Raw genomic sequence first — 12,538 nt, 5'->3', positions numbered from 1 at the left:
TCTATACTTTATTGGAGTGATGTAAGTTGATGAAAAAGCATTCCACTACTATACTCTGGATCATTCCCTTATTATTTTTCATTCATAACCTTGAAGAAGCTTTCCAAATGCCACAATATCTTGCTAATCAATTTTCAATCCGCCTTATAACTAGCCAACAATTTTTCATTGCCATTTCCGTATTAACAATCTTTGTATTACTTATCGTCTTTCTATATCAACTTAACTTCTTGTCTTCTATATGCTGGATTATTTTTATACAAGGGGCCATCTTCTTTAACTCTGTTCAACATATTATTTTGTTTTTCATTTATCGCTCCTATAACCCCGGCGTAATATCAGCATTTTTCATTACTCTCTTTTCTATTTTCTTTTTTTTATCCAAAAAACACTTAATTCATCAAAAGCAATTCGTAATTACACTCCTTTTCAGCTTATTTTCTTATCCCATTATAATTTGGATTACCTTACTGTTCGCTAGCTATTTTCATTCATAAAAAAAGACCAGGAAAACTCCTGGTCCATTACTCTACTTAACAAACATTGGATTCTACGTTATACAAAATTGGAAGGTACAGAATTAGGGTTTGTTTGTTAAGTTTATATGTTGAACGAACTAACAGCGGAGGGGTTCCTTCTGTTAGTCCATTAAACCCAATCATTATTTTACGATTTTTTCAAGCTCCTCAAGTGAAAGATCTACTGAAATTGAACCATCATTTGTTTCTTTCTTAATTGCATCTGTTACTTCTTTTGAATGGTATAATTCAATTACTTTTTTCAGTGTTGGATCATCTTTATCTTTCGTACGAGCTGCGAAAATATTAATATAAGGCTTCGCATTTTCATTCTTTGGATCTTCTAAGAAAATAGGATCCTTCGCTGGATCTAATCCAGCTTGACCAGCAACACCGTTATTAATAACTGATGCCGCTACATCTTTTAACACACGAGGTGTTTGCTGTGCGATAACCGGTGTAATTTTTAATTTCTTCGGATTTTCAGCAATACCACTTGGATCTCCAAATAGACCAAAATCCTTTTTCAGCTTTAATAATCCAGCTGCATCAAGAAGTTTTAATGCACGTGCTTGGTTCGTTGGATCGTTTGGAATTGCAATTTCTGAACCATCTGGGATTTCATTTGATTTCTTATATTTTTCAGAGTATAAACCCATTGGTGCAATTTGTGTTGTACCAACAGCTGTAATATCTAACTTATGTTCCTTTTTAAATTGCTCTAAGAACGCAATATGCTGGAATGAGTTTAGTTCAATATCTCCATCAGCTAACGCTTTATTTGGCGTTGTGTAATCAGAGAACTCAATCAGTTTAACTTTAATCCCTTCTTTTTCAGCTTTCCCCTTTACAATTTCCCAAGCGTTTCCATCCGTTCCAGTTACACCAATGCGAACTGTTTTCTCTTTTGCTCCTGCATCCGAGCAGCCACTTAACGCCGAAATCCCTACAATCGCTGATAATGCAAATGCTAAAATTTTCTTCATTTTCTTTTCCTCTCTTCCTTTTTATGATCTACGTAACAAGACTTTCGCAAAGTAGTTTCCTAAATTTTGAGCTATCTGTACGAGAATAATAAGTAAAACAACCGTTACAAACATAACTGATGTATCAAAACGTTGATAACCATATGTCATTGCTAAATCACCAAGACCGCCACCACCGACAAGCCCAGCAACTGCAGAAAATTCAATTAAACCAACTGTCATAAATGTGACACCTAAGATTAATGGTGCTAACGCTTCTGGTACAAGGATTTCAAAAACAATTCTAATTGGCGAGGCGCCCATTGCTTGCGCTGCTTCAATTACTCCTTTCGGAACGGAAACAAGGTTTGTTTCAACCATTCTAGCAATACCAATTGATGCGACTAACGTCATCGGGAAAATTGCTGCTGCTGTTCCAATCGTCGTTCCGATAACACTTCTCGTTAGTGGACTTAACGCTACTAAAAAGATAATGAATGGTACCGGACGAATTGTATTAATTATGATGTTAAGAATAGAAAAGACCCATTTATTTTCTAAAAAGTTTCCTTTTCTCGTTACATATAAAAGTAAACCTAGCGGTATACCAAGAATTGTAGCAAATATAAGGGTTACAATTACCATTAAGAGGGTATCCCCCGTCGCATCTAGTATGCGCGGCCAAAATATACTCCAATCAACTCGCATGAGCTTCTACCTCCTTCAGCTGCACTTGCAGTCTTAGATGTTGTAATGCTTTTTGAATTTCCCTCTGCTCACCTTGCAACTCTACAAGAAGATTTCCAAATAGCACATTTTGAAGTTCAATAATATTTCCGTACAGTACATTTACATCGACGTTATAGTTTTTTGCGATATATGATAGTACCGGCTGTCCTGTCTCTTCACCAGTAAATGTTAGACGATAAATTTGACCACCATTTTGAATTTTCGCTAGAACACTTTCCGGTAAATGATCATTAATGACAGAACGTACAAAGTTTTGAGTCGTCTTTGTTTTTGGTTGCGTGAAAACATCAAACAGTTTTCCTTCTTCAATAACTTTTCCCTTCTCCATTACAGCTACACGGTGACAAATTTCTTTCACAACATGCATTTCATGTGTAATAAGAAGAATTGTTAAATTGTATTGTCTATTTACTTTCTTTAATAAGTTTAGAATTTCTGTCGTTGTTTCTGGATCTAAGGCTGATGTTGCCTCATCACATATAAGAATATCTGGCGATGTCGCAAGTGCTCTAGCAATGCCCACACGCTGCTTTTGTCCACCTGATAGCTGCTCTGGGTAATAGTTTGCTTTATCTTCTAACCCTACAAACTTCAGCAGTTCATTTACTCTTTCTTTTATCTCATTCTTTGGCACTTTCGCTAACTTTAATGGATAAGCAATATTTCCAAATACTGTTCTTGAATTAAATAAATTAAAACTTTGAAAAATCATTCCAATTCTTTGTCTCAGTTTACGTAATTCTTTCGTCGATAATGATGTAATATCTTTATCATCTATTGAAATCGTTCCTTCCGTCGGTCTCTCTAACATATTTACTAGGCGTAATAACGTACTCTTTCCAGCGCCACTAAAACCGATAATGCCAAAAATTTCGCCTTTCTCAACTGATAATGTTACATCCTCTACCGCATGAACAGATTGCCCAGCTGATTCATACACTTTACTTACATTGTTAAAAGAAATCATTTTTTCCCCTCCTATATGCTGTAAAAACTTGAAGCAGAGCTTTCGAGGTAAAATAAAAAGTGCTCTCCTTCTTATCAACCATAAAGATAAGAAGGAGAGCACTTTTATGTACTCATTCACATCTTCTCATCTTCCAAGCCTTTATATGGCTTGCTGGAGTTAGCACGGTATTAAAAAAACCCGTTGCTGAGGTATCGTAGGGCCAGTCCCTCCACCTCTCTGGATAAGAATGTATCGATTTAATTGTCGTTTAATTAATTCTCATTATAGAACTCAGAATAATAAGAGTCAATACATTTTTTAGAAAAATATTAATTATTCCTTTATTAAAATTTTCAGATGAAAATTCATGAGAAAATAGTAACTTTCAAGGTTATTTAAAATTCTTCTTCCTCATATTTTTAAACAGGAGAATCCTCTCTACGAATTGAATATGAAACTCGGAGGAAGATAAATATATGAAAACAGCTCTTTTACTCGTCGATATTCAAAACGATTATTTTCCAAATGGAAAGATGGAATTGCGTAATCCAGTAGAAGCAAGCGAATATGCTAATCAGTTATTACAACACTTTAGAACAAACAGCGAACCTATTCTTCATATCCAACACGTAGCTATAAAAGATGACGCTACTTTTTTCCTACCTAATACAGAAGGTGTACATATTCACGAAAGCGTACGTCCACTTAGAGAAGAAACAGTTATAGTCAAACATTATCCAAATAGCTTCCGAGAAACTAATCTTCTAGAGCAATTAAAACGTTTAAATATTGAACATGTCGTTGTATGTGGGATGATGACTCATATGTGTATCGATGCTACAGTAAGGGCTGCATTCGATTTTGGCTTTCAATGTACCGTTATACATGATGCTTGTGCTACAAAAGACCTTTCTTTTAAGAACGCTACTATACCAGCTGTTTACATTCACAATACAATTTTAGCTAGTTTAAATGGCGTATATGCAAATGTAATAAGCACGCAAGAATTTTTAGCTACATAAAAAAACACTCCTTTCAGTGAGCAAAACCGAAAGGAGTGTTCCTTGTCGAACCATAGATTTTCTTTCAAATTGTATTATACAGGAAATTCTCAAAATGAATACTAAAAAATATGACTAATAAGTCAACTTTTCTCATCATTTTATTTCTGTTCACATGTTTATCCCGCTACTAATAGGTTTTAGCTCATTCCCTTCGAACGATGGTAATATATAGGATTTCAATTTTAAAAGGAGCTCTTCACATTCTGTGAAGAGCTCCTCTACTATTTCTTATAAAGTTTCAGAAGTAGTTTTTGCTTGCATGTGAAGTGCTAAGTAATCAGGTCCACCAGCTTTAGAGTCTGTACCAGACATGTTAAAGCCACCGAATGGTTGGTAACCTACGATTGCACCAGTACATCCACGGTTGAAGTATAAGTTACCAACGTGGAAGTCTTCGCGTGCTTTTTCAATATGGTCACGGTTGTTAGTAATAACAGCACCTGTTAAACCGTATTCCGTATTATTTGCAATTGCAAGTGCATGATCGAAGTCTTTCGCTTTACAGAATGCTACTACTGGTCCGAAGATTTCTTCTTTCATTAAGCGAGCATCTTCTGCAACGTCAGCAACGATTGTTGGTTGGATGAACCAGCCTTTAGAATCGTCTCCTTCGCCACCTGCTAAGATTCTACCTTCTTCTTTACCAATTGCAACATAGCTCATTACTTTATCGAATGCAGCTTGGTCATTAACAGGACCCATGTTTGTACCTAATACTGCTGGGTTAGCAACTGTTAATTCTTTTGTTAATTCAACAGCACGATTTAATACATGATCATATACATCTTCATGGATTACTGCACGAGAACATGCAGAACATTTTTGTCCTGAGAATCCGAATGCTGATGCAACGATAGACTTAGCTGCTAATTCAAGATCTGCTTCTTTATCAACAACGATTGTATCTTTACCGCCCATTTCAGCGATAACGCGTTTTAACCAAATTTGTCCTGGGTTTACTTTCGCTGCACGCTCATAGATGCGGATACCTACATCACGAGATCCCGTGAAGCTTACGAAACGTGTACGAGGATGATCTACTAAGTAGTCACCAACTTCAGAACCGTTACCTGGAACGAAGTTTACTACGCCAGCTGGTAAGCCAGCTTCTTCTAATACTTCCATAAATTTCGCTGCTACTACAGGAGTTGTACTAGCTGGTTTTAGTAATACTGTGTTACCAGAAACTAAAGCAGCTGTTGTCATACCTGCCATAATTGCAAATGGGAAGTTCCAAGGAGAAATGATAACGCCTACTCCTAATGGAATGTACGAGAAACGATTATATTCAATTGGACGGCTTTCTACTGGAATACCGTCTTTTAATTTTAACATTTGACGACCATAATATTCCATAAAGTCGATTGCTTCTGCTGTATCAGCATCTGCCTCATTCCATGGCTTACCTGCTTCTTTTACAAGAATAGCAGAGAATTCATGTTTTCTGCGACGAACGATTGCTGCAGCACGGAATAAAATGTCTGCACGCATTTCTGGCTTTGATTTTCTCCAAGTTTGGAATGTTTCATCCGCTACTTGCATTGCTTTTTCAGCTAACTCACGGCTTGCTTTTGAAACACGACCAACAAGTTCCTCTTTATTTGCAGGGTTTACAGAAACAATTTTGTCTTCTGTAGTGATTTTTTCTCCCCCAATAATTAATGGATAGTCTTGTCCAAGATAAGATTCTACTTTCTTTAAACCTTCTTCAAACGCTAATTTGTTAGCCTCCACTGAAAAATCTGTAAATGGCTCATGTTTGTATGCTACTACCATTTTTTTAGCCTCCCCTTAGAAAAACGTTTACATTTTACAACATTATTCTACACGATAATTTAGATTTATTCAAATATTCCTAGACTTATATTTTAAAAATTAATAAATTTTTAAAATATAATAAAAAAAAGAGATTCATACATGCGTATGAATCTACAAAATATGAGTATATTCCAAAACATTTTTCCCGATCAATAATATAGTAACTAATAAAAATAAAGTCCTTACATATCCAACACCTTTTTGAACCGCAAACTTCGATCCAAAATAAGCACCTAAGATCATTGATAATCCCATGATAATACCATATTCAAAATGAATTATATCTAAAAATAAAAAAGTAATTAAAGATACAATATTACTAACAAAGTTCAAAAGTTTTCCAGATGCTGCCGCTTGAATAAAATCCAAGCCAATTAATAAAAATGCAAAAATTAAAAACGACCCTGTCCCTGGTCCAAAAAATCCATCATAAAATCCTATCATTAAAATAGCAAAGAAAAATATTAATGTTTTTCTTTGCGTCATCTTCTTATAGGTAGACACACTTCCCCAATTCTTTTTTGCAATAATATAAATAGCAATAAATACCAACATTACAAGTACTAATGGGCGTAAAATATCCGGTGGAATAAATTTTACTACTAAAGCACCTGCAACAGCTCCAACAATAGTTAACGGGATTAACTTTCCTACAATTTTAAAATCAACTTTTCCTGATCGAATAAAATATATCGCACTCGTAAACGTCCCCATTGTTGCCGCTAATTTATTCGTTGCAATTGCCGAAGCTGGCGATAAGCCAACAAACATAAGTGCAGGAAGCGAAATTAACCCTCCTCCTCCAACAACGGAATCAATAAAAGCTGCTAAAAAACCGAATGCAATTAATAAAATAATGACTTGAAAACTTAATTCTTCCATGAGATTTACCCCTTACCCCTATTTTTTACAACATTTTAAATTATAACAAAATTACATAAGAAAAAAAGCTGTTCCATAGAGGAACAGCCTTCATATTTAATCTAAAATCTTCACAAGTGGTTCATCTTGTTTTGCTTCACGTATAATAATAGCTTCTGGGCGTTCTACAGATTTAATCGTTACTTGTACTTTCATATAATTCGGGAAGTATTCCATAACAAGCCCTGCCACATATTGTGTAAAACCAACTATTTCAGCTTTTCCATTAAACTGGACAGGAATATCAAGCTTCATTTCTCTTAATTCATCATCTCTATACATACCAGTACCAATAACAGCTGTATAGTCGCCTTGGAAATAATCGCTTAGTTTTGCCTTAAAGTTGGATACTCTTGCAAGGTCTTCACGTTTATTATCTGTTTTCGCTTGCTCTGATGGGAACAAATAATATTTTTCATTAATTTGTTTCCAATCTTCAACCGTTTCACTACCTTTTTCAACATTCGCATAAGAAACAAAATTACCCGGCACGAGCGAAGACTTTGGAGCTTGGCGATAAATCGCAAATGTTATTGGAATATTTTTGGTTTCAGGTTCTTTTTGATGTATGACTTTCAAAATTTCTTGCGCCATTTTTTTCCCTTCAGCTAACATCTTTTCATCCGGGATTGCAGCTTCACGTGGATAACCATGCTCTTCGTTAAAATATTGAACAGAATTCATCGCTAATCCAACTACCATACCAACGCGTTCCTCGTCGTTATCGCCTTTTTTCACATAATAATCATGCTCTAAAATATTCGAAATATATATTGGATTTTTTTTATTTTTCACTTCTAGTGATTCGGATCCTGTTCCTAATGCAGGGTTTAATCCTATATTAGGAAATTTAACTGCATCTTTTTTTAATTTGTCCTCTAGTTCCTTTTGTTCAGCATCTGTACGTTTTCTTTTAACAAGCATCTGTATAGTTTGAGTATCTAGAGCTTTTCCGCCTTTTAAAAAATTATCTTTCGTACTAAATGATTCTTTTGCAATTCGCATTAACCCTGTTTCAAATTCATCTATATCAAGACGACTATTTAACCCTTGCACGACTAAACCACGTGCCTTTCCACCATCAAATGGAATAGTCGTCTTATAATATTCATCCGAAATAGCGTATTTTGGAACAACTGATTGTTCTTTTGCTTTCCCCGATTTCTCAGCCACTTTTTCATCTTTGTCGGCACCTGCACTACACCCACTTACAAGTAGGCCAAGGCTTAATACCGCTAATGCTATTTTTTTCATGGTAAGTTTGCACCTCTTACTTATTTAGCTCTTGTAAGAACCTCTCTTCATTCCAAACCTCAACATTATGTTTCTCCGCTTGTGCTAATTTCGAACCAGCCGCTTCACCTGCAACAACTAAATCCGTACTCTTACTAACACTTCCCGTTACTTTTCCACCTAATGCCTCAATCTTCTTCTTCGCTTCACTTCGCCCCATAACTTCTAGCTTACCTGTTAAAACAACCGTTTTTCCTGCGAAGTAAGATTCAACATTTTGTAAATCTGCAATTTTTATACCTTTGTATGTCATATTCACGCCATACTCTTTAAACTGCTGTAATAACTCTAATACATCTTCATTATCAAAATATGTCACAACAGATTGAGCCATTTTTTCGCCAATTTCATTAATTGCTTTTAGTTCTTCTTCCGTTGCTTTTACAAGCTCATCCATCGTTTCAAAGTGCTCTGCAAATGTACGTGCTGCTTTCGCTCCAACGTGGCGAATTCCAAGACCAAATAATAATCGCTCTAACGAGTTTTCTTTAGAATTTTCAATTGCTTGTATTAAGTTTGTTGCTGATTTTTCACCAAAACGTTCTAACTGTAATAATTGCTCTTTCGTCAATGCATATAAATCAGCAAATGTACGAATGTAATCAGCATCAAAGAGTTGTGTAATGACACGTTCCCCAAGTCCATCAATATTCATTGCATTTCTTGAAACGAAATGGATTAACCCTTCTCGAATTTGAGCAGGACAAGTTGGATTTATACAACGAAGTGCTACTTCTTCTTCTAAACGAACAAGTTCACTCTCACATGCTGGACAATGAGTTGGCATGCGGTATTCTTCTTCCTCACCAGTACGCTTATCAAAAATAACGTTCACAACTTCAGGAATAATATCTCCAGCCTTCTTCACAACAACGTAGTCACCAATTCGAATGTCTTTTTCACGAATTAAATCTTCGTTATGTAAAGAAGCACGACGAACAATTGTACCAGCAACTCTCACTGGCTCTAGTTCTGCAGTCGGTGTTACAACTCCTGTTCGGCCAACACTTAATTCAATGCCTGTTAATCTCGTTACAACTTCTTCAGCCGGGAATTTATAAGCAATCGCCCATCTTGGACTCTTCGCTGTAGTTCCTAGACTTTCTTGAAGGGCAACATCATCTACTTTTATAACGATTCCATCAATCTCATAATCAAGATGCGGACGTTTTTCTTGCCATTCTTCTACATAAGCTATAACTTCTTCAATTGTTTCACATGTACGGCGATTTGGATTTGTCTTAAATCCAAGTTCACCTAAGAAATCAAGCGATTCACTATGTGATGGAATTGTTTTTTCTTCTACATTCGCAAGACCATACACAAACATAGATAAGTTACGCTTCGCTGCAATTTTCGGATCAAGTTGACGTATTGAACCTGCTGCTGCATTACGCGGATTCGCAAATACATCTTCTCCATTTTGCTCTTTTTCTTCATTTAGTTTAACGAATGAACGCTTCGGCATATAAGCTTCGCCTCGTGCTTCTAACGTTACTTCTTCATTTAAACGAAGTGGGATAGCTTTAATCGTTTTTAAATTTTGAGTAATATCTTCACCCGTTACACCATCACCACGTGTCGCCCCTTGAATGAAGCGTCCTTTTTCATAATGAAGCGAAACGGCAAGCCCGTCAATTTTTAATTCACATATATATCTTACATTCGCACTATCAATTCCTTGACGTACTCTTCTGTCGAAATCACGTAAATCTCCTTCGTTAAATGCATTTCCTAAACTTAACATTGGTGACTTATGTGTTACTTTTTCAAATATATCAAGAACAGTCCCCCCAACGCGAACGGAGGGAGAATCTTCACTCATAAACTCTGGGTTCTCTGCTTCTAATTTTATAAGCTCCTGCATATTACGGTCATACTCCGCATCAGAAACAGAAGGATTGTCTAACACGTGATATTGATAGTTAAATGTATTTAACAAATCACGTAGTTCTTCTATACGTTTTTTTGCTATCTCTTTTGACATATCCTCATTCCTTTCTATTGTTTCGTCACAGGTGCAAATTTTGCTAACAAGCGTTTAACACCAATTGGGCTTGGGAACGCAATATCTAATTCTTTTGCATCACCTTCACCTTTTACACTTACAACTGTACCGATTCCCCATTTTTGGTGGGAAGCTTTATCGCCTACTGCCCAGCCGATTTGTTCGCCGCCTGTCGTCTTAGCTGCAGGACGCGCGAAAGCTGAGCGAGAACGTGTTGTAGTTGTAGTTGTCGTTTTACTGCTACTTGCCACTCTTCCTTTTGCACCAAACGAAGTTTCACGCTTTGGCGCTGTTTCATTTAATGATTCCACTAGTTCTGTCGGGATTTCTGTAATAAATCGAGATGCGGCATTCATACTTGTTCTACCAAATAAAGTACGCATTTGTGCATTAGATAAATACAACTCTTCTTCTGCACGAGTAATACCTACATAAGCAAGACGACGCTCTTCTTGCATTTCATCTTCTTCCATTAGAGAACGAGTATGCGGGAATATCCCTTCCTCTAAGCCAACAATAAAGACAACCGGGAACTCTAATCCTTTCGCTGAGTGCATCGTCATTAAAATAACTTCTTCACCAGCAGTTGGGTCTTCATCTACACGATCAATATCTGCAACAAGTGCTAAGTCTGTTAAGAATGCAACAAGGCTCTTATCTTCGCTTTGAGATTCAAATGTTTGCGTAACAGATAAAAACTCATCTAAGTTCTCTAGACGACCTTCCGCTTCTAACGTACGCTCGTTTTTCAACATGTCGCGATAGCCTGTTTTCTCAATAACTTCTTCTACCAATTCTGTAACAGATAAATACTCTTGCATATTTACCCAGTTGTGTAATAACCCTGCGAATTCCTTTACTGCCTTTGTAACCTTTGCACTTACTCCAACATGCTCAATTTCATCAAATACAGCTGTTAATGAAATTCCATTTTGTACACCGTAATTAATAATTTTGTCGATAGAAGTCGCACCAATTCCACGCTTTGGCACGTTAATAATACGTGCGAAACTAATCTCATCATCTGGATTCCCAATTAAGCGTAAATACGCCAAAATGTCTTTAATCTCTTTACGGTCGTAGAACTTCGTACCGCCGACAATTTTGTAAGGAATATTAGATTTCAGGAAAATCTCCTCGACCATACGAGACTGCGCATTTGTACGATATAACACCGCAAAATCAGTATATTTTCGTTTTCCCATTTGAATATCGTCGCGAATTTTTTTCGCAACAAAGTATGCTTCGTCCTTTTCGGTTGCAGCACGATAATACGAAATTTTGTTTCCAACTTCATTATCTGTCCATAATTTCTTCGGTTTACGATTCGTATTTCTTTCAATAACCGCATTCGCTGCATTTAAAATATTTTGTGACGAACGATAATTTTGTTCTAACAGGATAACTTGCGCATTCTCATAGTCTTTTTCGAATGACAAAATGTTAGAAATATCTGCACCACGCCAGCGATAAATAGACTGGTCAGAGTCACCTACAACGCAAAGATTTTTAAAACGCGCTGCCAAATGTTTAACAAGAAGATATTGCGCTTTGTTCGTATCTTGATACTCATCAACGTGAATATATTGGAACTTACGCTGATAAAACTCTAATACTTCTGGAACACGTTCAAATAACTGAATCGTGGTCATAATTAAATCATCAAAGTCTAATGAATTATTTTTCAAAAGACGTTTTTGATACTCTGTGTATACATCGCTCGTTAATTTTTCATATGGATCAGCCATTGTAATTTTTTTTGCATATTTATCCGCAGATAACAGTTCATTTTTCGCATTACTAATACCCGCTAAAATAGATCGCGGCTCAAATTTCTTCGGATCAATATTGCGCTCTTTCATAATTTTTTTGACTACAGTTAGCTGATCGCCTGAATCTAAGATTGTAAAGTTACGATTAATACCAATACGATCGATATCCCGTCGTAAAATACGTACACACATAGAGTGGAACGTCGAAATCCAAATATCTTCTGCTTCTGGTCCCACAAGTGTATCAATACGCTCACGCATTTCACGAGCTGCTTTATTTGTGAAGGTAATAGCTAGTACATTCCATGGTGCTACACCTTTTTCACCAAGTAAATACGCAATACGATGTGTTAACACACGTGTCTTACCACTACCTGCACCTGCCATTAATAGAAGTGGTCCATTCGTTGTTTGGACTGCTTTTTGTTGCTGTGGATTTAAACCGTTTAATAATCTATCTGTCATACTCATATACGCCTG

Annotated in this window: 9 protein-coding genes, 1 pseudogene and 1 riboswitch; of the genes and pseudogenes, 2 read left to right on the top strand and 8 right to left on the bottom strand. The window is 36.3% G+C overall.

The genetic code is table 11. The features are described from left to right. Positions 1-29: 29 nt before the first annotated feature. Positions 30-497: an HXXEE domain-containing protein gene (locus ACS2QP_RS19660; RefSeq protein ID WP_002182395.1), complete on the top strand. Its 468-nt coding sequence runs from the start codon at positions 30-32 to the stop codon at positions 495-497. A 164-nt stretch (positions 498-661) separates the two neighbouring features. Here ACS2QP_RS19660 and ACS2QP_RS19655 read toward each other — a convergent pair whose 3' ends face one another. Genes ACS2QP_RS19655 through ACS2QP_RS19645 form a run of 3 tightly spaced genes read right to left on the bottom strand, consistent with a single transcriptional unit; the run spans position 662 to position 3,200 of the window. Next, on the bottom strand, positions 662-1,504 hold the full coding sequence (locus ACS2QP_RS19655) for a MetQ/NlpA family ABC transporter substrate-binding protein (RefSeq protein ID WP_000721575.1): 843 nt from the start codon (positions 1,502-1,504) through the stop codon (positions 662-664). A 21-nt stretch (positions 1,505-1,525) separates the two neighbouring features. Then, entirely contained in the window at positions 1,526-2,191 is a 666-nt protein-coding gene (locus ACS2QP_RS19650) for a methionine ABC transporter permease (RefSeq protein WP_001261865.1), read from the bottom strand. Continuing rightward, complete coding sequence (locus ACS2QP_RS19645) at positions 2,181-3,200, bottom strand: methionine ABC transporter ATP-binding protein (protein ID WP_438882752.1); 1,020 nt, start codon at positions 3,198-3,200, stop codon at positions 2,181-2,183. The genes ACS2QP_RS19650 and ACS2QP_RS19645 overlap by 11 nt, the downstream gene beginning before the upstream one ends. Positions 3,201-3,323: 123 nt before the next feature. Continuing rightward, a riboswitch (SAM riboswitch) is annotated at positions 3,324-3,430 on the bottom strand. A 228-nt stretch (positions 3,431-3,658) separates the two neighbouring features. Here ACS2QP_RS19645 and ACS2QP_RS19640 point away from each other — a divergent pair. Next, a pseudogene (locus ACS2QP_RS19640) lies at positions 3,659-4,224 on the top strand (cysteine hydrolase family protein). A 250-nt stretch (positions 4,225-4,474) separates the two neighbouring features. On the opposite strand, the gene pruA reads toward ACS2QP_RS19640, so the two are convergent. The 5 genes from pruA to pcrA all read right to left on the bottom strand — a co-directional run bounded on the left by pruA (position 4,475) and on the right by pcrA (position 12,529). Continuing rightward, a complete protein-coding gene (gene pruA / locus ACS2QP_RS19635; protein WP_000259555.1) occupies positions 4,475-6,022 on the bottom strand; it encodes an L-glutamate gamma-semialdehyde dehydrogenase in 1,548 nt (515 codons plus the stop codon). Between the two features lie 153 nt (positions 6,023-6,175). Next, on the bottom strand, positions 6,176-6,946 hold the full coding sequence (locus ACS2QP_RS19630) for a TSUP family transporter (RefSeq protein WP_438882751.1): 771 nt from the start codon (positions 6,944-6,946) through the stop codon (positions 6,176-6,178). Positions 6,947-7,042: 96 nt separating this feature from the next. Beyond that, on the bottom strand, positions 7,043-8,239 hold the full coding sequence (locus ACS2QP_RS19625; RefSeq protein ID WP_000717027.1) for a CamS family sex pheromone protein: 1,197 nt from the start codon (positions 8,237-8,239) through the stop codon (positions 7,043-7,045). Positions 8,240-8,255: 16 nt separating this feature from the next. Next, positions 8,256-10,265: an NAD-dependent DNA ligase LigA gene (gene ligA / locus ACS2QP_RS19620; protein WP_000031455.1), complete on the bottom strand. Its 2,010-nt coding sequence runs from the start codon at positions 10,263-10,265 to the stop codon at positions 8,256-8,258. A 14-nt stretch (positions 10,266-10,279) separates the two neighbouring features. Next, positions 10,280-12,529, bottom strand: a complete 2,250-nt coding sequence (gene pcrA, locus ACS2QP_RS19615; RefSeq protein WP_438882750.1) for a DNA helicase PcrA — start codon at positions 12,527-12,529, stop codon at positions 10,280-10,282. Positions 12,530-12,538: the final 9 nt, after the last annotated feature.

It is taken from the genome of Bacillus cereus group sp. Bce019, from assembly GCF_051781745.1.
Classification (GTDB): domain Bacteria; phylum Bacillota; class Bacilli; order Bacillales; family Bacillaceae_G; genus Bacillus_A; species Bacillus_A cereus.
Note: the sequence above shows the minus strand (reverse complement) of the source record. Positions and strands in the feature narration are given on the sequence as shown.

What these genes read in the sequence shown, in the direction of transcription:
- ACS2QP_RS19660 (WP_002182395.1), top strand. Translation starts at nt 30, where the DNA reads ATGAAAAAGCATTCCACTACTATACTCTGGATCATTCCCTTATTATTT.
- ACS2QP_RS19655 (WP_000721575.1), bottom strand. Translation starts at nt 1,504, where the DNA reads ATGAAGAAAATTTTAGCATTTGCATTATCAGCGATTGTAGGGATTTCG.
- ACS2QP_RS19650 (WP_001261865.1), bottom strand. Translation starts at nt 2,191, where the DNA reads ATGCGAGTTGATTGGAGTATATTTTGGCCGCGCATACTAGATGCGACG.
- ACS2QP_RS19645 (WP_438882752.1), bottom strand. Translation starts at nt 3,200, where the DNA reads ATGATTTCTTTTAACAATGTAAGTAAAGTGTATGAATCAGCTGGGCAA.
- pruA (WP_000259555.1), bottom strand. Translation starts at nt 6,022, where the DNA reads ATGGTAGTAGCATACAAACATGAGCCATTTACAGATTTTTCAGTGGAG.
- ACS2QP_RS19630 (WP_438882751.1), bottom strand. Translation starts at nt 6,946, where the DNA reads ATGGAAGAATTAAGTTTTCAAGTCATTATTTTATTAATTGCATTCGGT.
- ACS2QP_RS19625 (WP_000717027.1), bottom strand. Translation starts at nt 8,239, where the DNA reads ATGAAAAAAATAGCATTAGCGGTATTAAGCCTTGGCCTACTTGTAAGT.
- ligA (WP_000031455.1), bottom strand. Translation starts at nt 10,265, where the DNA reads ATGTCAAAAGAGATAGCAAAAAAACGTATAGAAGAACTACGTGATTTG.
- pcrA (WP_438882750.1), bottom strand. Translation starts at nt 12,529, where the DNA reads ATGAGTATGACAGATAGATTATTAAACGGTTTAAATCCACAGCAACAA.